General features: G+C 46.2%; 21 protein-coding genes. 5 read left to right on the forward strand and 16 right to left on the reverse strand.

Annotation, left to right across the window (positions count from 1 at the left end; translation table 11 throughout):
• Nucleotides 1-74: 74 nt before the first annotated feature.
• Entirely contained in the window at nt 75-638 is a 564-nt protein-coding gene (gene yjgA / locus B0475_RS14575) for a ribosome biogenesis factor YjgA (protein ID WP_077412620.1), read from the forward strand.
• Between the two features lie 3 nt (nt 639-641).
• Here the strand turns inward: yjgA and B0475_RS14580 are convergent, their stop codons facing one another.
• From B0475_RS14580 to B0475_RS14620, 9 genes are read right to left on the reverse strand one after another with little or no spacing between them, the layout of a single operon-like run.
• Nucleotides 642-1,328, reverse strand: coding sequence for a response regulator transcription factor (locus B0475_RS14580; protein ID WP_077412621.1), 687 nt, complete (start codon nt 1,326-1,328; stop codon nt 642-644).
• Nucleotides 1,325-2,668, reverse strand: a complete 1,344-nt coding sequence (locus tag B0475_RS14585) for a sensor histidine kinase (RefSeq protein ID WP_077412622.1) — start codon at nt 2,666-2,668, stop codon at nt 1,325-1,327. Before B0475_RS14585 ends, B0475_RS14580 begins: the two co-directional genes overlap by 4 nt.
• Nucleotides 2,665-3,693 carry an SAM-dependent methyltransferase gene (locus B0475_RS14590; protein WP_077412623.1) on the reverse strand — a complete coding sequence of 343 codons (1,029 nt, stop codon included), beginning with the start codon at nt 3,691-3,693 and terminating at the stop codon, nt 2,665-2,667. Before B0475_RS14590 ends, B0475_RS14585 begins: the two co-directional genes overlap by 4 nt.
• A complete protein-coding gene (locus tag B0475_RS14595) occupies nt 3,686-4,465 on the reverse strand; it encodes a DUF1295 domain-containing protein (protein ID WP_077412624.1) in 780 nt (259 codons plus the stop codon). The genes B0475_RS14590 and B0475_RS14595 overlap by 8 nt, the downstream gene beginning before the upstream one ends.
• Entirely contained in the window at nt 4,452-4,967 is a 516-nt protein-coding gene (locus B0475_RS14600) for a DUF2878 domain-containing protein (RefSeq protein WP_198538311.1), read from the reverse strand. Before B0475_RS14600 ends, B0475_RS14595 begins: the two co-directional genes overlap by 14 nt.
• 5 nt (nt 4,968-4,972) lie before the next feature.
• A complete protein-coding gene (locus B0475_RS14605; RefSeq protein ID WP_449288553.1) occupies nt 4,973-6,250 on the reverse strand; it encodes a class I SAM-dependent methyltransferase in 1,278 nt (425 codons plus the stop codon).
• A 16-nt stretch (nt 6,251-6,266) separates the two neighbouring features.
• Nucleotides 6,267-7,052 carry a DUF1365 domain-containing protein gene (locus tag B0475_RS14610; RefSeq protein ID WP_077412627.1) on the reverse strand — a complete coding sequence of 262 codons (786 nt, stop codon included), beginning with the start codon at nt 7,050-7,052 and terminating at the stop codon, nt 6,267-6,269.
• Nucleotides 7,049-8,287, reverse strand: a complete 1,239-nt coding sequence (locus tag B0475_RS14615) for an NAD(P)/FAD-dependent oxidoreductase (RefSeq protein WP_077412628.1) — start codon at nt 8,285-8,287, stop codon at nt 7,049-7,051. The genes B0475_RS14610 and B0475_RS14615 overlap by 4 nt, the downstream gene beginning before the upstream one ends.
• On the reverse strand, nt 8,284-9,204 hold the full coding sequence (locus tag B0475_RS14620; protein WP_077412629.1) for an acyl-CoA desaturase: 921 nt from the start codon (nt 9,202-9,204) through the stop codon (nt 8,284-8,286). Before B0475_RS14620 ends, B0475_RS14615 begins: the two co-directional genes overlap by 4 nt.
• A gap of 150 nt (nt 9,205-9,354) precedes the next feature.
• Between B0475_RS14620 and B0475_RS14625 the strand changes: the two genes are divergently transcribed.
• The gene (locus B0475_RS14625) at nt 9,355-9,909 is read left to right on the forward strand and encodes a nuclear transport factor 2-like protein (protein WP_077412630.1); all 555 of its coding nucleotides are present in this window, start codon (nt 9,355-9,357) and stop codon (nt 9,907-9,909) included.
• A 10-nt stretch (nt 9,910-9,919) separates the two neighbouring features.
• Nucleotides 9,920-10,468 (forward strand): chalcone isomerase family protein, encoded by a 549-nt coding sequence (locus B0475_RS14630; protein ID WP_157892992.1) that lies wholly within the window; start codon nt 9,920-9,922, stop codon nt 10,466-10,468.
• Between the two features lie 76 nt (nt 10,469-10,544).
• On the opposite strand, the gene B0475_RS14635 is transcribed toward B0475_RS14630, so the two are convergent.
• From B0475_RS14635 to B0475_RS14645, 3 genes are all read right to left on the reverse strand, one after another.
• Nucleotides 10,545-11,492, reverse strand: a complete 948-nt coding sequence (locus B0475_RS14635; RefSeq protein ID WP_077412688.1) for a YbgA family protein — start codon at nt 11,490-11,492, stop codon at nt 10,545-10,547.
• 66 nt (nt 11,493-11,558) lie between these two features.
• The gene (locus tag B0475_RS14640; RefSeq protein WP_077412632.1) at nt 11,559-13,373 is read right to left on the reverse strand and encodes a DEAD/DEAH box helicase; all 1,815 of its coding nucleotides are present in this window, start codon (nt 13,371-13,373) and stop codon (nt 11,559-11,561) included.
• Nucleotides 13,374-13,491: 118 nt separating this feature from the next.
• Nucleotides 13,492-14,604: an alkane 1-monooxygenase gene (locus B0475_RS14645; protein WP_077412689.1), complete on the reverse strand. Its 1,113-nt coding sequence runs from the start codon at nt 14,602-14,604 to the stop codon at nt 13,492-13,494.
• A 306-nt stretch (nt 14,605-14,910) separates the two neighbouring features.
• On the opposite strand from B0475_RS14645, the gene clpS reads away from it, so the two are divergent.
• Together clpS and B0475_RS14655 are read left to right on the forward strand one after the other, a co-directional pair.
• Nucleotides 14,911-15,231 carry an ATP-dependent Clp protease adapter ClpS gene (gene clpS / locus B0475_RS14650; protein WP_077412633.1) on the forward strand — a complete coding sequence of 107 codons (321 nt, stop codon included), beginning with the start codon at nt 14,911-14,913 and terminating at the stop codon, nt 15,229-15,231.
• Nucleotides 15,231-17,510: an AAA family ATPase gene (locus B0475_RS14655; RefSeq protein WP_077412634.1), complete on the forward strand. Its 2,280-nt coding sequence runs from the start codon at nt 15,231-15,233 to the stop codon at nt 17,508-17,510. Before clpS ends, B0475_RS14655 begins: the two co-directional genes overlap by 1 nt.
• An 8-nt stretch (nt 17,511-17,518) precedes the next feature.
• Here B0475_RS14655 and infA read toward each other — a convergent pair whose 3' ends face one another.
• The 4 genes from infA to B0475_RS14675 all read right to left on the reverse strand — a co-directional run bounded on the left by infA (nt 17,519) and on the right by B0475_RS14675 (nt 21,269).
• The gene (infA, locus tag B0475_RS14660) at nt 17,519-17,737 is read right to left on the reverse strand and encodes a translation initiation factor IF-1 (protein WP_077412635.1); all 219 of its coding nucleotides are present in this window, start codon (nt 17,735-17,737) and stop codon (nt 17,519-17,521) included.
• Between the two features lie 88 nt (nt 17,738-17,825).
• On the reverse strand, nt 17,826-19,718 hold the full coding sequence (locus tag B0475_RS14665; protein ID WP_157892993.1) for a hypothetical protein: 1,893 nt from the start codon (nt 19,716-19,718) through the stop codon (nt 17,826-17,828).
• 79 nt (nt 19,719-19,797) lie between these two features.
• Nucleotides 19,798-20,466 (reverse strand): uracil-DNA glycosylase, encoded by a 669-nt coding sequence (ung, locus tag B0475_RS14670; RefSeq protein ID WP_077412637.1) that lies wholly within the window; start codon nt 20,464-20,466, stop codon nt 19,798-19,800.
• Entirely contained in the window at nt 20,463-21,269 is an 807-nt protein-coding gene (locus tag B0475_RS14675; RefSeq protein ID WP_198538312.1) for a response regulator, read from the reverse strand. The genes ung and B0475_RS14675 overlap by 4 nt, the downstream gene beginning before the upstream one ends.
• Nucleotides 21,270-21,285 lie beyond the last annotated feature (16 nt).

Here is a 21,285-nt window from a genome sequence, read left to right on the forward strand (position 1 = left end):
GATGGAATTGACTGGTCTTACCAAAGCCTGATTTGGTAAGATTCATCCACATCCAATGACACAGCCCAATTCTCATGGCCAAAAAAAATCCACCAGCAGACATCACCGACTTCCACAGCGATTCGGAAGAAGTCAGCAAAACCCAGAAAAAAAGAATGGCCGCTGAGTTTCGTGAGCTGGCCAGAATGATCACCGAAATGCCAAAAAGCAAACAGCAAAAACTGGATTTGCCAGAAGCTTTTCAGGACGCCATACAAACGGCCCACAAAATCACCAGTCACATTGCCAAAAAGCGTCATTATCAATTCATGGGCAAGCTACTGATCAAACTGGATCATGTGGCAATCCAGGAGAAACTGAACCAACTCAATGACCTGGATGGCCATTACCAAATCCGCGATGAAGTCATCAACGCATGGATTGATCGGGTTAACGAGGACGAGTCAGCAATGGTTGATCAGCTTTTTTTGCATCATGATCATGACCTGATCAGTACATTCAGACAATGCCTGCGCAACTTACGAAAAAAACCCAATGACACGGCCACCAGAAAAAAGTTGTTTCAGGCTTTAAGACAACTGGATGAACAGCAGGAATTGCCCCACCCAATGAGCTTCATCAATTCAACATCGAGCTGAGTCTCATTCAGTTTCAGCTATTTTCAGGCCGACACCAGGAATGGTATGCAACAATTGGTTATCGAAGGGTTTATCGATGGTTTTACGCAGGATATACAAATGGCTTCGCAAGACATCTGAGTCAGGAATCAGATCTCCCCACAATTGTTGTGCAAGTTGATCCTTGGTAACAATTTCCGGAGACTTTTTCATCAACACTTTGAGTATTTGCAACCCAGTGGGTGATACTTTCAGCTTTTGATTACCGCGAACAACTTCCATGGTACCCAAATCAAACACCAAATCACCGACTTTCAATGCTTTGGAATCAAACTCACCCCGATGCCGCCTGACCATCGACTGTAAGCGAGCCACCAACTCATCCGGATTGAAGGGTTTGGCCAGGTAATCATCTGCACCATTGTCAAATCCTTTGAGTTTATCGGCGATCTGATCACGGGCTGTCAGCATGATGATGGGTACATCAGACTTGGCTTCCTTCCGAATTTTTTCACATATTTCAAATCCATCGATACCCGGCAGCATGACATCCAGAATGATGGCGTCATAGGTATTGGTTACCGCCAAATGCAGACCGGTGATGCCATCTGCCGCAAAATCAACGGTAAAATCTGCCATTTCCAGGTGATCTGCAATGGTCTGTGCCAAGGCGTGATGATCTTCTACGATGAGTACACTGATGCTGTTCATAATTGTTCCTTCCTGGCTGACGCCAATATGTCGATGTCTTCTAAAGTAAGTATGGCACGGGTGCCCTGTTTTAGCACGCTTTCAAAACGAATTTCCCAGCCACACTGTTTACAAACCATGTCTACGATGGATAAGCCCAATCCAAAGCCTTTTTCACTGCCATGTTCATCGGCACGGTAGAATGGTTCCATGATGCGATCCAACTGTTCTCTGGACATTCCCCGGCCGTTATCCTCAATGATGATGTTGCGACCATTGATACGCACAGTGATTTCTGCCGGATCTGCTGAGTAAATCACCGCATTTCTGACCAGATTGCTGACCACAATGGAAAATAATTGTTCAGGCAAATGCCCCTGTATCAAGTGTTCCGGTTTCCAGTTAAGCCCAATTTCTCTTGGACAAAACAACGCGATGGTGTCTTCCACGGTCGATTTTAACAGATCATTGATCAGTACCGGTTCATCCGATATATCAATCACCTCATCACGTGACATCATCAGCAAAGCCTCGATCAAAGCCTGCATCTCTTCGATCATTGGTTGCATCCGATTAACCAATTGTGCACTTTTCTCATCCAGATCCTGGCGCTTCAGCAAAGACATGGAACCACGCAACACCGTCAGTGGCGTACGCAATTCATGTGATGCGTAGCGGGAAAAGTTACGTTCGCGGTTGATCATTTGTGAAATTCGTTTGGAAAAGGCCTCAAAGGAATCAATCAGGGTATTCACATCCACATTTCCAATCTGCTTGATGTCGTCGAATTTCATATCGTCCAGACCGGATTTAGAGATTTTGGCATGTTCCAGCCGGTTGACCAACTGCAACACAGGTGAAAACGCCCGTTTTGAGAACACGTAAGACACAAATGCCGGTAAATAAACAATCAACAATACGATGATCAGTGGTGTGATGCCGAAATACAGTGCCAGTTTTGAAACCTGAGCTTCTTCAAAAATCAAAAACAACTGGTGATTGTCTTTTCGGGTTTCATAAACGATTGGTCTTTTGTTATTCAAATCAATCCTTTGGTAGGGCTTTTCCACTGAACGCAATACCTCAGGCACCTGTGAATAATCTCCATCGGTAACCATGTAGCCGGTCAGATTCATGGTTTTTGGCAAAGGAAAAGCCGCATCTTTGGCTTTGTGCGACCAGTAAAACTCCGCTTCGCCGATCAAAGCCTCTTTGATCAACACATCTTCTACCACTTTAGCCGCCCCAATGACCCCGCCCACTGTGGCGATGCTGATAAAAACCAGCTGAATAATAAACACTTTATTCAGCCGGCTGATCATACTGCCTTTACCGGCTTTGATTTTGCCAGATTTAATCATTGTTTACTGAACAGATAATGAGCAACCAACCATTGCTGACCCTGATCATATCCGAACAGCTCAGCACAGGACATGAAAAAGATTCGCCAGCGTTGAAACCATAATCTGGCCTCAGCTCCATAAACCCGTTCAAAGACCGGCATGATATTGGCTTTATGGCGGTCCATGTTCTCCAACCAATGATTGGATGTTTTTTCATAGTGCTGACCAGAATTGAGCCACCTGCGTTCAATTTTCAAACGCTGTTGAAAATGATAAAAGGTGTCTGCGGCAGGCATTTGACCTCCGCTGAAAAAGTATCGCCCCATCCAATTATCATCACCTTCTGCTAAAAATGGATACATCAGATATCGATGACAAAACACATGTACAAACATTTTACCATCGTCCTTTAGCCAGTCAGCAATGTTATTAAACAGATTCTCGTAATTACGCACATGTTCAAACATTTCAATACTGATGACCCGATCGTACTGCTCATTGAGGAGCAGTTCATTGATGTCACAGGTGAGGATGTGCACATTGTCTAACCCACGTTCTTTGGCCTGCCCCATGATATAACGCCGTTGCGAGTTCGAATTGGATACTCCGGTGATGCGGGAACCGGGAAATTGCTCAGCCAAATACAAGGTGATGGATCCCCAGCCACAGCCCAGTTCCAAAATATCCTGCCCGTCAACAAATTCACCGCGTTCAACATAAAGTGCCAACATGTTTTCTTCGGCTTCGTCCAATGATTCATTGCCCTGGTAAAAACAAGAGGAGTATTTACGCCGGGCACCCAGGGCATACTGATAAAAATCAGCGTCAACCTCATAGTGCTGTTCATTGGCTTTATCCGTTTCTATGGCCAAAGCTGATGATTTGATTTCCTGCAGGAATTGGTGGTATTTCAGATCTTGTTTTTCAACATCATCGGCGCACTCTTCCTTCAACCGCTGCCTGACCAGCTTTCTGATGCCAGCACGTACCACGGCATCCGGCAAGTATCCTTTCTCGACCCATTGGATCATGGCTTTAATCATCTTTTGTTCTCCATATAATAAATTGGCTGGTTTTTTTCATGTATGCCCGGTATGCATCACCTCGTTTCAGCAGTGCCTGCTGCTCAGAAAAAGGAATGCCTGTGAGCTTCAGCAGGAACAGCAGCATCATGCCAACAATGAACCACGACCAGATAAAATAGTCGGTGTTCCACAATAAAATGGGATACACCAACCAGTGTATCCACTCAAAAAAGTAATTCGGGTGACGGGAGTAGCGCCACAGCCCAACGTTGCATACTTCACTGGAATCATGGGTTTTCTTAAATCGGTACAATTGATGATCGGCAAGTGTGACTCCAATGAAGGACAATCCCCCCCACACCAATGCCAGTAACAAAGCCCCCAATGACAGATCAGCAGCGGTTATCACCCAGTAAGCGGGCAAAGAAAACAACACCGACAAGCCGGCCTGAAACAGAAAAAAACCCAGGAATTTTTGCTGTGTGTGTGCAGACCAGTGTGCCCTTAGGTATTGATATCGACTGTCTTCATGATCCACATCATAGCGCATGATCAGATGCAGCAGCAGACGGCCATACCAGATCACAGGAAACAACAACACCGCCACCAGTGTCAGTGTGTCTACGGGTGTCAGCCACAGGTAGAGCAATGCACACATGACGATTCCCAGGGTCCAGGCAATGTCTACCACATCGGCATTATGGGTTTGATATTGCCGAAACCAGGCAATCAGCTGCAAAGCCAAACACATCAATGTGGCCAGCAACAGGGGTTGTTCAAACCAAGACATCACGACCCTCCGGCTGGTTGTGGATTTGGGTGAGGATCAGGAAATATACCAGCCAGGTCAGGCCAATGGTGATCATGACAGGCCAGGGTTGCAACAATTCTACGGCGCCCAGTCTGGAAGCAGAATAGTAACTCAAAGGCGCACCAATGAGCATAAAGACAGCTCCCAAGGCGGGGCTTTTTAGCATCCAGTTCATACCCGTCCTGATGGTGGCAGCAAAACCCAACCACAGCATCATGATCCAAAAGGGCGGCAAATACCTGAGGTCATGCATTTGCGCTGCATAAACCAACCAGCCTGTGCTGTTCAAAAAACCATCAATCAGCAATCCGCACAGCAGGCTGATGAGGATGACCTTACAGTCTTTTCGATCAAAACCCTGATAGACAAAGACCACCGCGAGTAATAAAAACAGACTGAGTATGGCCGGCAGAAGCAGCGCATTGGCGGCACCCAATACACTGGCAAACCACAACAGGTTTAATAATATGATTTGCGCCACAACCATCACTGAAACGCCTGTATCGAATCACGACGATTACCCGGGCGGGCAAATAACAAATGTACGTCACTGATGGCACGCTCCCAAAAGCCACCTTCACAATAACTCAGGTAAAATCGCCACATGCGTTGGAAAGTGCGGTCATATCCGCAGGCTTCAACCTGCTCAATGTTGTCATTGAACCTGGTTTGCCAGTCACGCAAAGTCAAGGCATAAGAATCACCAAAATCTTCAAGATTAACCAGCTTCATGTCAGTACTGCTGGCATTGGCCGACAAGATCGCACCAACCGAAGGTATAAAACTACCCGGAAATATGTACTTTTTGATGAAATCCACCGACTTCAAGGCTTGTTGATAGCGACAGTCTTCAATGGTGATGGCCTGTATCAAGGCCAGCCCATCTGGCTTCAACAAAGCGTTACACTTTTCAAGGTAAGTCTGCAGAAAGTGATGCCCAACGGCTTCAATCATCTCAATGGACACCAGTTTGTCGAATGTGCCGGTCAGCTCGCGATAATCTTTCTTCAGCAATGTGATTTGATTTTCCAGCTGAAGTTCTTTGATTTTGGCTGCCGCATAGGCGTGTTGTTCATCTGAAATTGTGGTAGTGGTCACCCGGCAACCATGGTGCTGAGCGGCATATATGGCAAAACCACCCCAACCTGTACCGATTTCTATCACATGGTCATCGCGGGTCAATTGTAACTTTTCGCAAATCACCCTCAACTTTCGTTCACTGGCGGTTTCCAGGTCATCATCATGACTGGCGTATATTGCCGAAGAATACATCATTCGTGAGTCCAGAAACAATTCAAAAAGATCATTGCCCAGGTCATAATGCCCGGCGATGTTCTTGCGACTGCCACTGAGGGTGTTTTTATTAAAGAAATGCCCCACTTTTAACATGGCATTCTTGATTCTGGCGCTGCCACCTTCCATGTTGTCCAGTAAATCCCTGTTTCGCACGAACAGTTGTATCAAGGCTGTCAGGTCATCCGTTTCCCAGTCTCCGGCCATATAGGACTCAGCTGCTCCCACACTTCCCTGAAAAGCCACGTGAGAAAAAAAATCCTCATTGTAAACTTCAATGGTGGCTCGCAAATCTGCATCTGCATCACCCAGTGTCAGGGTTTGCTCTGACAATTTCAGGGTCAGACAGGCATCGGTTAATAGCGCTAACTGTCTGATGACCTGCTTTTTGAGGAAGGGCCTGATCAAGCCTTTGTTGGAATTGTTTTTACTCATGGTCTCCGCGTGGCTCATAAGGTTCTCCGCTGACATGCTTTCAAGGCATGTGTTAATGTCGCTCGGGGTGAGCAATAAATGGAATTCGTTTCAGCCATAACTTCAATGCCTGCCAATAAATCCCGGCTGCCATTTTCCACGGCTGAAAAGGTCTTTTCAGAACGTGTCTTTTGATGCTATTCTCCACAGCAGGTGTGATTTTAGTGTCTAAAAGTACCTGCATCAGTTTCACACCCTTTTGATGAAGTGACATCCGCACAACAATGGCCTCGGCGGTGACTTCAAATTGCCATTGATAATCAATGTCCATACTCATGAAGGGTGAAATGTGGAATGCCTTGCTGAATGCAAAAGTCCAGTTTTGACCGGTTATTTCAGCTTGCTGACAATCATGAAAATACAGGTGCTTTTCCCCCCAGGGTGTGTTGTTTATCTCTGAGATGATGTATCTCATCTGCCCCGCCAGTTGACAGAAATAAAAATTAACAGAGTTGAAGCCGAAACCCAGAAATCTTGGATGGGTGAATAACTGAATGCGCCCATTAAATGGCTGACCGGTTTGTTGTTTGATGTATTCCCTGACTTTATGACCAATTGGCAAGGGCTGATCATCGATGTAATCCTGGTCCTTGATGGCAAAGACGCCCCAACGATTGTGACGCCATTGCCGTGAAGAATTGGTCCAGAAAGACAGATCATCCACATCCATAATGCACCAATTCATGTGATATTTGAAACGGTGCCTCTTTGGATGCATCCGGTGGTGTATCACCGTTCCGTCAGCAAACCCCTGAGGCAACAGGTTGGCCGAACCGTTCTGCTGAACATCCTCACTCATAGCTGATCTTGCAATGCTTTGGCCGCCTTGACACCACTGCGCGCACCATCTTCGTGAAACCCCCAACCCAGATACGCGCCACAAAAGAACGTGTTGTGTTTACCCTGGATGGACTCAATTTGTTGTTGTGCGGACAGGGTGTCACGGTTATACACTGGGTGCTGGTATTTTCTGGAAACCAGTATCTGACTGTTGTTGATGTATTCATTTTGGTTGAGACTGACGATGACCGGAGTCTCACAAGGCAGTGATTGCAACAGGTTCATGTAATAATTGACGGTACAAACTGGCTTGCTGATCACGTGCTTATTAACGCTCCAGCTGGCCCAGGCCTTGCGGTTGGCAGGCAATAATCGTTCGTCGGTGTGCAAATCCATATGATTCTCGACATAGGGAATGGCTGCCAAGGCTGCTTGTTCCACTGCATCCGGATCTTTCAGTATGTTCAGGGTCACATCTGAATGGGTGGCAAAGATCACCCGGTCAAATGCTTCAGCCTGCTGATCTGTCTCAACCACCACACCACCGTGGTTCCGGCTGACTCCAATCACCGGGGTATTCAGCCTCACTTCACCTGTGAGTTGTTCACTCAGCGCCTTGACATAGGCCCGGGAGCCACCCTTGATGGTGCGCCATTCAGGCCGTTTGTTCAGCTGCAACATCTGATGGTTTTTCATGAACTGCAGCATGTGAACCAACGGATAGTCCCTGACTGTATCAAAATCTCCTGACCACAGTGCGCTGACCATGGGGATGATGTGTTCCTCAATAAAATAGTCGCTGTAATTGTTCTGTTCAAGGTAATCATACAAACCAATTTCTGTACCGCTTTGGATCAGTGATTCAGCCTTGGCATAAAACCGTCGGATATCCCATATCATGCGATAAAAACCGGGATTGAACAGGTTTTTTCTCTGACAAAACAAACTGGAAAGATTGGTTGCATTGTATTCCAGTCCGGTGACTTTATTGGACACAGCAAAACTCATATCCGATTTGATTGAAGGCACTTCATGTCGCTGTAACATGTCATTAAAATGCCGGTATACATCTTCATTGAAAACAATGAACCCGGTATCAACTTCAATGGCTTGACCATCAATATGAACGGTTTGGGTATCTGCATGCCCGCCCAGATAATCAGCTGCTTCATACAAAGTATAGTCAACCAAACCATTGAGGTAATCTGCTGCCATCAGACCTGAGACACCCCCACCTATGATGGCAACCCTCATGAATCACTCCTGATCAATCGTTTTTCCAGCAGGGTTTTGTTGGGGTACTTGAGGTCCCAAATCAATCCCAGTTTATTCATCACAAACAAAACATAAAAACTCAAATCGATCTGCCACCACCTGAACCCTTGTTTGACCGATCCTGGACAACAATGATGATTATTGTGCCAACCTTCTCCCAGGGTAAAGACTGCCAGAATGAAATTGTTTCGACTGTCGTCTTTTGTCTGGTAAGACCTGAAGCCAAAAACATGAGCCAGTGAATTGATGCAATAAGTGACGTGTGAAAGCATCACAGTGGAAATAAAATAACCCCAAATCACCATCTGCCCTGCTGACGTATTGAGCTGTGGATAATGATTGGCCAGGTAACCTCCCAACAAGTAGAGTCCACAGGCCATGAGCACTGGAAAGAGGATGTCAAAACGATCAATGAAACGGAGTTCCGGAAATCGCTCAAGATCCCTGACATATTCAGACTTTATGGGAAAATTCTTTTTCATCAAAAACCATTTCAGATGACTGTGCCAGAAACCGTGCTTAGGTGAATGGGTGTCTTGTTCTGAATCCGAATGAATGTGGTGATGCCGGTGGTGGGCAGCCCACCATATAGGACCTCTTTGAGTGGCTGTGGCACCAATAACAGCAAATATAAATTGCAGGATGCGGGATGTTTTGAATGATTTGTGTGAAAAATAACGGTGGTAAAATGCGGTGATTGCAAACATTCTCAGCAAATATGTGGCTAGGCAAACCCAAAGTGCAACCCAGGAAAATCCGACCACCAATACCAGCAGACAAGCCAGATGGATGGCAATGAATGGCACAATCCGGGTCCAGTCAATGGCATCGGAATCAGTTAAATCTTCAACTTCACTTTGGGTGTTATCGAACCATTTTGTAAGGATGTTTTTCATGCATGCAGCGTTGATTAATAACCCCCATGTTAGAAACCATTCAGTGAAAAATCTGTGAACCCATGAACCCAGTTTGACTACGGATACGTGGTTCACACCAATTACACGCATTGACCCTTAAACTTTACTTTTTTACAGACACATCAATCAATGAAGATTTTACTGATTATTCTGATACTGGCAGGTTCATTGTATGCCTGTAGCAGCTCACCTGAGTTAAAGCACAACCGCACTGCCGATGAATACTTCAGTTACCTGGAACAAACGCCAGCCACCACTGAACATGACGTGGAAAGCACCTTCGGAATTATTTTTTCGGATTTCAAGTCTGGCGCGACTGAATCCAACATCAGATCAGTGTATGCCAATGAACTGTATTTTAATGATACCCTCAAGATCATATACAACATTGATGATTTGGTGTCGTACATGTCTGAATCAGCCGCACATGTTGACAGCACCACTGTTGACATCCTGGATGTTATCAGAAGCGATCAAGATTATTTCATCAGATGGTCTATGAAGATGAAACTCAGTGTGCGCGGGAAATCCATAAACTCACATTCCATCGGCATGACCCAATTGCGTTTCAATGAAGCAGGCAAAGTGGTTTTTCACCAGGATTTTTGGGATGCCTCGGAAGCCCTGTATGAACATTTGCCGATTCTTGGCAGATGGGTCAAAAAAGTCAAAGATATGATGTAAGATGTTCCGTATGATTAGTAAAAAATTTACTGCACTCGCTTCACTGCTGCTTTGCCAGACGGCCTGGGCAACGGATAATCTGCCATCAACGATCAGCCACAACACCGCAGATTTTCAATTATGTGAAGACTTCACCCTGCGCTATGGCGTGGTGATCAAGGTAGCTGAAATAGGCTGGTACGCACCTGATTGTTCAGCCTCGGTTTCTTTGCTGGAAGCCAACCAGAAAATCCTCCGCTTTCATTATCACAAGAACGTATCCGGTGATTTTTTCAGGGAAAGTGCCGAAGAATATTTTTTGATTAATCTTGAAAATAAAGAACAGCAACGCGATTTAACCCAACCATTGCAACAATTTAACCAAGGCTATACGGACATCAAGTCCGGTGAATACTTTGATCTGGTACACTGGCAGGACAAAGAACTGAATCTATTCAAAAACAATCAGCTCCTGGCCAGCACGACCAACCCCATACTGGCCAATAAATATTTTAATATCTGGTTTGGCAAATCACCGGTCATCAATAAACTCAAAAAAGCGTTCATTGAATCTCCCTGACCGAACATCGCTTTCAACCGCCATATTTAATCACGTCATCCAGTCACGTGCGTGATGGATTAAAGTCAGTAAATGTTCAAAGGTTATTGCGCAAGCCCAGTTCGTAGGGATAGGGAGAAAGGTATTTCTGATTCATCAGGTATTCAATCTGATACAAATCCACGTAATGTTTGAGCATGGTGATGGGCACGATCAGATGGATTTTTTGTTCTTTGTAACGATCAATCAGCTTGATGATTGACATTTTCACTTCACCTGGTATTTTTGATTTCAAAAAGCCCAACATGTGCAACAACACATTCACGTGGTTATTGACCTTGGCCACATGACTCAAACATTCCGAAAACAATTCAAAGTACTGCCCAAGGATTTCATCAATGGGTTTAACCCCGGCATCGGCCACCAACTGACCCAGTTTCCGGTAATGTGCTTCACTGTGGGCCTGTAATAAAAACTTGTACCGGGTGTGGAAAGCGACCAGTTTGTGGGGCGCTGGTTCATTGAGCACATGGGTTTTCCAATCGTGATTGGCAAACACCCGGATAATGAAGTTTTCCCGCAAGCGAATGTCATTGATGCGTCCGGCCTCTTCCATGGGTAACAATGGGTAATGCGATTTGAGTTGTTGAGCAAATGCACCCATTCCCGGTTCCGTTTCAGGCATACCATTGGGGTTGTATACTTTGACCCGGAAGACACCACAACTGGGCGACTTCTGCATGAAAATATAGCCACACAGGTCATTCAGCTCAGGCGCCCGATGGTCAGCCAATTGTTTCAGTTGATCCGTGTAATCACGGCTGTGGTCCGTGACATTTTTGACCCTGATCTGATTATTCTCATTGACCAGCCTGATTGGCTCCCGGGGAATACCCATGCCAATCTCCACCTCTGGGCACACTGGAACAAACTCAAACCACTCAGACAGCACCTGACTACAGAATACAGAATTCTTATGCGAACCATTGAATCTGACGGGTTGTCCCAGTAAACACGCACTGATACCTACTTTAATTTTTTCCACGGTTTGCTCCAAGGATGACTGAGATCAAATAGTATGCCACCACACGTGGATTTTGTGTGCAGATGATCAGTCTTTTCTGGCTTTTTTCCTGCCTTTTCTTTTGTTGTTTACAGGCCTCTTTTTTCGACCTTTACTGGGATCTTTTTTGCGTTTTTTTCTGGTGACAACCGGTTGTTCCGCAGTGGTTGTCAGCTTTTTCAACCCACTGCGCTTACCACACAATCGGGCCTTGCTGAGTATGGTCATCAACTCTTTTGGCATGTCAGCAGGTAAGTCAACTGTGGTGATGTGATCATAAATATCGATCTGACCGACATAGGCACGATCAAGTTCTGCTTCATTACAGATCATGCCCACGATATTGGACGGTTTAACCCCCAACTCCCGGCCCACGGACAATTGAAAGCGCTCCATCTCAATTTCCGGATGATCGAGTAATGGAACCGGATTCGGGTCAATTTCGCCGGTGTGGTTTTTAACCCGGCTGTGTGTTGATGAGGATGCTGTTGAATCTGTGGTCTGACGGCCTTTGTTTCGCTCATGTGTCTCTGCTTTAGTCTCCCTGATCAACAAGCCCTGATCACCGTGTACCATGTATGCCAATGCGGCTGCAACATCTTCTGGCGGATGATCTGTTTCAGTCACGTATTCAGCCACAAAATCCCGATAAAACCCAAGATCCTTACCTGCCAGCACTTCTGAAATCTGGTGCTTGAAGCGCTGTTGACGATTGACATTGATGTCATCCACCGTTGGCATTTTCATCGGTTCAATGGGTTGATTGGTGGCTTTTTCAATCATTTTCAGCATCCGCTGTTCACGCCTGGAAACAAACAGAATGGCTTCACCGGAACGGCCGGCCCGGCCGGTGCGTCCAATGCGATGAACATAGGATTCGGTATCGTAAGGGATGTCATAATTGATTACGTGACTGATGCGGTCAACATCCAACCCACGGGCCACCACGTCAGTACCTATCAATATATCAATGGCACCAGACTTCAGTTTTGCCACCAAACGCTCGCGTTGTTTTTGTACCATGTCACCATTCAGGGCTTCTGCCGAAAATCCCCTGGCTTGCAATTTTTCAGCCAGTTCTTCGGTGGCCATTTTGGTTCTGACAAAAATCAGGACACCATCAAAGTCCTCTACTTCAAGCACCCTTGATAACGCTTCCAGTTTTTTCATCCCGCTGATCATCCAGTACCGTTGCCTGATGTTTTTCGCTGTTGTTGTGGTGCTTTGGATTTTGACATCAACCGGGCGGTTGAGGTGATTCACTGCAACCTGTTTGACGGCTTTGGGCATGGTTGCAGAAAACAAAGCAATCTGCCGTTCAGCAGGAGTGTGGCTGAGAATCCAGTCCACATCATCAATAAATCCCATACGCAGCATTTCATCGGCTTCATCCAACACCAGGGTTTTCAATTGGTCCAGCTTCAGGGTTTTACGGCGCATGTGATCCATGACACGTCCCGGCGTACCCACCACTACTTGCACACCCCGTTTTAATTGTTTGAGCTGAATGGTATAGCTCTGTCCACCATAAATGGGTAAAACATGAAACCCTTTGATGTGTCTGGCATAGGACTGAAAAGCTTCTGCCACCTGAATGGCCAACTCCCTGGTGGGGGTCAGGACCAAAACCTGAACATGATTGGCACTGACATCCAGTTGCGACACAATGGGCAAAGCAAAAGCCGCTGTTTTACCGGTTCCGGTTTGTGCCTGGCCCAATACATCACGCCCCTCCATAATCGGCGTGATGCACGCCTGCTGGATGGGTGAGGGTTGCTCGTAGCCATTTTCTTTGATGGACTTGAGCACTGGCTGAGACAGACCCAGGGCAGAAAAGGATACCGGTTTGGATGGTTGAGACATAACTGTGGGAGCAGCGACAGGCGCTTAATGAAAAAGAGAGCGGATTATATAGCATGCCATGCCGATAAACCCGCTTTAATCACAGTATTGTGACATTTAAGCCAGTTTTGACCGACACTCAATGCATACAATTGATCAATGAGCGGTCTCCATCATGCATCTTCAGTAATTTCTCATCCATCACCCGGAACCATAATGGCGGTACATAGGCGAGTAAAAACATCCCCATATAACCGGTTGGCAACTGTGGCGCTTCAGCAAAATGCCGCAAACTCTGATAATGCCTTGCAGGATTGGCATGATGGTCTGAATGGCGCTGTAAATGAAACAACACGAGGTTCGAAATGAGGTGATTTGAATTCCAGGAGTGCCTGGGTTCACACCTTTGATATTGGCCATTGTCACGTTTTTGCCGCAATAAACCATAATGTTCTATGTAATTGGCACTGGTTAATTGCCACCAGACAATTGGGGCATGCAACATCATGATCATCAGTGCAGACCAGCCAAGCCACACAGTCATGCCGGCATATATCATAACCGTCATGGCATAAGCCTGCAGGATTTGATTATCAAAGGCATACCAGCGTTTGCCTTGTCGCCCCAACCTTTGCGTCTCAATAGACCAGGCACGCTTGATACCTCCAGGGTATTCACGCAATGCAAACCGATAGATGCTTTCCCCAAGACGAGCGCTGGCCGAGTCCTCAGGTGTGGCCACTTGCCGGTGATGACCAGCATTGTGTTCAATGTTGAAATGACCATAAGCTCCGGTGGCCAATGACAGTTTGGCCAGCATTTTCGATAAGCGGTCTTTCTTGTGTCCAAGTTCATGACCCAGATTGACAGCCAAGCCACCAAACACACCCAATGTCAACAACAACAATGCCTGTTGCCAAACGTCAAGGGGTTGAGTCACCATGAAATATATCAAAGTCATGAAAACGAGCAAATGCAGTGGCAGCATCAGGTACAACACCCAATTGTAAAATGCATTGTGTTCCAGGGATGTTATTTGGCGCTCATCAGGGTTGCTCTCATCCGTGGAGAACAGCAAATCCAGCCCAGGTATCACCAAATAGATGAACAGCAAAGGAATCACCAATGTCCAGGACTGGCCGGTGAACTGATAGGTTCCCACTCCGCTGAGCCCCAATAAGGGCAACAAGGTTGACAGTATCCACAGGTACTTTTTGGGTTTTTGAGGCGTCTTGGCTTTCGTGATTTTCATGATACAGATCGTGGCTGAGTATGCATTCATGATAAAACAGACTGACCGATCGGTCAACAATTTTTGGTGACACCACTTATTCCACCCTTTCAATTGACACTTTTTGCCCGGTTAACTGATCACTGCACTCATCATGGCTTATTGCAACAATGGGTTTGGCAAGACTGGCCCACTGATGTCATCTACCATAAAGCAACACTGGTCAAGCTGACCTCAGTTGCGATAAGATAATATAAGAACTCTTGGCACACCTTGAAAAAAACTCAGGTAAGCCAATATAGAGGGTGAGATTTAACCGAAAAGAAAATGACAGACAAAGACCAAAAAAATCAGTTCGGCGCAGATATTCTGGAACAGCAAGAAACTCAGTTTCAGGAGCCCAAAATGTATAAAGTCATGCTGCTGAATGATGACTACACCCCAATGGATTTTGTGATTGAAGTGTTGCAGAAATTTTTTGACATGGATGAACAAAAAGCCACACAAATCATGTTGCATGTACACACCCGGGGACAAGGTTTATGCGGCATATTTACCCATGAAGTCGCAGAAACCAAAACAGCCCTGGTCAATGAATATGCCAGAGACAATGAACACCCCTTATTGTGTGTCACGGAGGTGGTCTGATGTTAGACGCCCATTTAGATCAAAGTATCAATAAAATATACAAGCTGGCCAGAAAGAATCGCCACGAATTGCTGACCATGGAGCACCTGATGTTGGCTTTGCTGGAGAATCAGCATGCCGCCATCGTGCTTGACGCCGTAGGTGCAGACAAACAATTACTGCAACAAGAGCTTGAAGTGTTGATCAATCAACATGTCAAAATTCTCCCCGCAGACTCTGATTTAGAAACCCAACCCACCCTGGCCTTCCGACGGGTTATCCAACGGGCGATATACTCGGCCCAATCGGCTGAATTAAAACAGGTAACCGGCGACCGTGTCCTGGTGGCCATGTTTGATGAAATGGATTCACATGTGGTTTACCTGTTGAACAAACAAGGCATCAGTCGGTTTGATGTGGTCAGAACCATTGCCCATGGAGGCGACCTGGATGCCAGTGGTAATGATGAAGAGCATACTGAACAAGGCGGTGAAGCCCTCGCAGAAACTGAACAGAAAGAATCTGGCAAAGAATACCTGGTTGATTTAAATGCCAAGGCCCAAAAAGGCTTGATCGATCCTTTGATAGGCCGTAAACCAGAAGTCAACCGCATGATTCAAATTCTCATGAGGCGTTCAAAAAACAACCCGTTATTGGTTGGTGAACCTGGCGTAGGAAAAACCGCCATTGCTGAAGGCCTGGCCTATAACATAGTCAATCAGGATGTTCCAGATGTGATGAAGGATGCTCATGTTTTTGCTCTGGACCTGGGAGCCTTATTGGCCGGAACCAAATACCGTGGGGATTTTGAAAAAAGACTCAAAGCGGTCATCAAATACATCAAAAACATTGAACATGCCATCATGTTCATCGATGAGATTCATACAATCATTGGCGCAGGTGCCGTATCAGGTGGTTCGCTTGATGCTTCAAACCTGCTGAAACCGGCCTTAAGTAAAGGCGCGCTCAGATGCATAGGAGCCACCACCCAGGATGAAGTGAGGAATGTCTTTGATCGGGACCGCGCACTGTCCAGGCGTTTTCAGAAAATCACCATTTCTGAGCCCACACACGATGAGGCTGTGGACATCATCAAAGGTCTGCAACCACATTTTGAACACTATCATGGCGTGAGTTATGACGACAAAGCCATTGAAGCTTCCGTTAAACTGTCGGCAAAGCACATCAGTGATAAGTTCTTACCAGACAAGGCCATCGATGCCATCGATGAAGCAGGCTCCTGGCAGAAAATCAACAACCTGCAGGATCAGGTGATTTCTGACATCGACATCAAGCGGGTGGTGGCTTCCATTGCCAAAATACCGGTTGATGAATTGAATCAGGAGGATGGTCAGCGCCTGCAATCCATTGAACGCAACTTGCAGCATGTCATATTCGGTCAGGATGAAGCCATTGATATCCTGGCATCGGCCATCAAAATGGCTCGTGCCGGACTGAACCGGGATAACCGCACGGTGGCCAACCTGATTTTCGCAGGTCCTACGGGTGTGGGTAAAACCGAAGTTGTCAAACAACTGTCCCATCATCTGGGCCTTAAGTTAATTCGCTTTGACATGTCAGAATACATGGAGCCTCATACAGTGGCTAAAATGATTGGCGCGCCTCCAGGCTATGTTGGACATGAACAAGGCGGGTTACTGACCGATAAGGTTCACCAGACTCCACACAGCATCGTGTTACTTGACGAAATAGAGAAAGCACATCCGGATGTCATGAACATCCTCTTGCAAGTGATGGACAACGGCAAACTGACTGATTCAAATGGCCGCGAAACCGACTTCAGAAATGTGCTGTTGGTGATGACCACCAACATTGGAGCCACCACCCTGAGTCAAAACAGTTTTGGTTTTGTAGACCAGGACCGCAGCTCTGATGCCATGATTGAATTAAACCGGTTCTTTTCACCTGAATTCAGAAACCGAGTTGATGCCATCGTTCCATTCAAGTCACTGGAGCGGCAACACATCGAGAAAATTGTCGACAAAATCATCATCGAGCTGGAACAACAGCTGGTAGACCCAGGCATCACATTCAGCCTCAATGCCCAGGCGAGGATTTGGTTGGTTGACAAGGGACACAATCCCGAGATGGGGGCCAGACCCATGCAACGTGCCATTGATCAATACATCAAAAAACCATTGGTGGATGAAATTTTGTTTGGGAAGTTGAAACGGGGCGGATTGGTCAAAATCAATGTCATCAACGATGCCCTTAATTTTGAGGTTATCCCCAGTACATTGCTGTTGTCTTCAATTGAAGAAAGTCCAACCGCACACTGACGGTTGGATTATTTGCTGCGGAAGGTAATGCGGCCTTTGCTCAGGTCGTAAGGAGTCAGCTCAACTGTCACCGTGTCACCTGTGAGGATTCTGATGTAATGTTTACGCATACGACCTGAAATGTGTGCGGTCACAATGTGACCGTTTTCCAGCTCTACCCGAAACATGGTATTTGGTAATGTGTCGATGACTTTACCTTGTAATTCAATTACGTCTTCTTTCGCCATTAATCTATTGAATAAAAAAACGCGTATTCTAGCAGAAATACACGTTTTGTGCATAAAACAATTGCCTGACTGTTCAGCCAGGGTTCATTCATTCCAATCCGTTTGCAAATATCAGGTCATCATCAAAGAAAGGAACTAGTGAATTAACCTGTAATGAACCCGCTTTGATTCCCTCCATTGGTGTCAAGCTTAACTGACCTTCGACAGGAGGAGCGGCGGTAGTGAATGAAAAACTGTACAACGTTCCCCAGTTAAGTGTGTTATCCGACGGGGCTTCTAACACCATCTCCCCGCCCACATGATTGACCGTCCAATCATTTCCGGTGTTTTCATCCACATCTGAAAACTCGAGGTTATTGACTGGTAAAGAATCGTGCATAGCTATGCGAACAGCTTCAATCTGTGGATCATAATCATGGTTTTCCACCATGTAGTTATAGCGATACTGCCCACCACCCAGGTCATCTATTTTGACAGCCACCGTAAGGCTGCCTTTGCTTTTATTTTCAATTCTGGTGGACGCTTCGTTATTGATTAAGTCAATGGTATTGGGTGCCACATACTGGTCACTGGCTGGTCCGTTCTGAAATCCGCCTGTTTCACTGAACAACCAATTGTCACCCGCTGGTGTGATCAGGTATTCCTTGTAGCCCATGGTATTAAAAATATTGATGTCATCACGAATGATATACCAGGCAGACACGTAATACTTCGCCCCGGCTACACCCAGGTCGGATTCCTGGACTACCATGCGATTCTCAGCAGATCCATCAGAGTTGGTTTCCTGACTGCCATTACAATCCTGATCGAAAAATGAACAATCTTCTTGCCAGGTTCCGGCTTTGGCATTGATTTCGGTGTTACTGAAATTCGGGTTACTGAATGTTCTGGGGCCCAGTGAACGCGGCGAGTCGTTGTTGCCCATTCCATACACATCTTCACACCCGGGCCACAAAATATGGCCATCCTGACAATTGATGGTACAGTTGCTGTTGATCGTCAAAAAGGCATGTTTAACACCAGAAACACCAATCTGCTCAAATCGACCGTCAATTTCACGGTACATATTCCAGATTAAAAATGGATGCTGGGCATTGTTATACGGAGGAAAAGTGCCGGAAAATTTCGTGTACCACGCCACATCGGCGTCATCCAGACCACCCACATTTTTCAAAGTCGCAGATGGAGTGACCACAATCGAACCATTGTTTAAATGCCTGTACTGTCTGGCGGACATGGCAATCAAAGCCACATCAGCTTGGGGGTCATTGGTACCTGGGCCAGGCCACTTAGGCCGTTGTGCACAGGAAGATCCTTCAACTGAGTTGATGTCTGTAAAACCTTCAGCAGGTATCACCAAGTTGGATTCAATATGAGCCTGAGCCACCACAGTTCCGGCTAATCTTGGCTCCCCCAAAAGGTTAGCTAATTCAGCTGTCATAGACACATCAATGTTCTTCATCACCAACAATTCATTGGCTTTATCCAGAATGGTGTGGATGTGATGAAATTCAAACAACACCTGACCCTGGTCATTAACCATCTCAAACCCCAGTAAATCAGAGCTGGTCTTGGCCTGTTCTGATGCCCTGAGGGTCAAACCATTGAAATACACAGTCTGTCCGCTGCGGTGTAATGAAAATTCTCCATCGAGTACATAACTACCCTGATCAGCTCCGACCAGAACACCATAAGGAACCTTCAGATCTATGCCACTGAATGGTTTGATGTCCATGATGTATTGACTTTCAGACCAATGACCTGCTTGCCGTGTATCGACACCGTTGACCTGAATGTCCAGATCATCAAGCATGCCATAAAAAAACTGCAGATTGACTTGACCACCATCGGCATGCCATCGCTTATTGATTTCGGCTGATTTGTTGCTGTCTTCAAGGCGATCAAGCCAGGGGGGCAACCCTGCATGCAACATCATCGGGAACAAACCACTCAATACTACTGCTAACAAACCTATACGCATCGCCTTCATCCAACTTCAATTGACCAATGATTATATCGAATGATTCTTACTGACACATTAAAAATTTAAGGAATGGTGCTCAGGTTCGCCAATCCACAGGCTTTTTGTGATGGAGTTCTAAAAATTCATTGCATTTTGAGAAATGTTGACACCCCAGAAACCCACGGTGCGCTGACAGAGGCGATGGGTGTGGCGCTTTCAGCAACAGATGTTTGCTTTCATCAATCGCCTGACCTTTGCGTTGGGCGTAGGCGCCCCACAGCATAAACACCACATGATCTCTTTGCATACTGATCAATTCAATGACTTGATCCGTGAAGCGTTCCCAACCTTGTTGCTGATGACTCGCCGGGCGGGCCTGTTCAACGGTGAGCACACTGTTCAGCAACAACACGCCCTGTGCTGCCCAACTGGTCAGATCAGGTGAGCCATTTTCAACACCCAGATCCTGATTAAGCTCCTTGAATATATTGACCAGTGACGGGGGCGTCTTGACTTCAGGAGGAACCGAAAAACTCAAACCATGAGCCTGTCCGGGACCATGATAAGGGTCCTGACCCAGAATAACCACCTTGACCTGATCAAGTGGCGTGCTGTTTAAGGCGTTGAAAATCAGCGGGCCAGGTGGATAAATGATTTTGCCCAACTGCTTTTCTGACAACAGAAATTGTCGCAGTGTGTGCATGTAAGTTGCATCAAATTCGGCTTGCAGGTGAGACAGCCAGCTGGGATGGAGTTGGGCAGTCATTCAGTGCCGGTCTTTTCCCTGTGGAATTGTGTGAACCTGATCTGGAATTTTATTTTTTTCACCAATGCTTCCTGGTTAACCGGCTTGCCGATCAGGTCATTGGCCCCAAGGTGAAGAATCTGTTTTTGATTTTCTGTATTTTCATCACCGGTCATGATCACAAAAGGCATTTCAATTTTATCCAGCCCCAGATCAGATCGCACATAATCCAGGATTTCCAGGGCTGTCTCGTTATTTTTCAGGTAATAGTCCGTCAACACCAATTCAAACTGATCATAGGCCGATTTCCGATTCGGAATGATTGCTTTGGCATCTGTCACACTGAGGGTATGGGTGATGTCCAGGTGGTGGTTTTGCAACAGTTTTTTGGTGGCATGTGCAACCACTGCTGAATCCTCGATGTAAAGAATTTTACCATTGATCTGATCATCAGGTCTCAACAGCCCACGGAGAAATATCTCCAGGCCTTTCTGACCGGCTGCTTTGTCGATGTAGTCAGTAACATCGCTGCTCATGATCCGCTCCTGAACCCGCGAATCAACATCGCCAGAGACAATGATCACTGGCAAATAGTGTAAATTTTCCCTGACATACTGGCAAATCTTGGTACCGTCGTCGTCACTCAGTCGCAATGCAGAGATGATCAGATCAACCCGTCCGGCTTGCAATTTCTCAATGGCTTGCTCAACAGTCTCAACAGCAATCACATCGGTGTAAGGCCGGATTTTTTTGACCAGTTTTTCAGTCAGTTTACGGGCCAGTTTAGACGAGTCAGCTATCAGAACTTTTTGGGATTCACTCATGAGGTCATTGTACACC

Source organism: Marinicella sediminis, from assembly GCF_002000055.1.
Lineage (GTDB): Bacteria > Pseudomonadota > Gammaproteobacteria > Xanthomonadales > Marinicellaceae > Marinicella > Marinicella sediminis.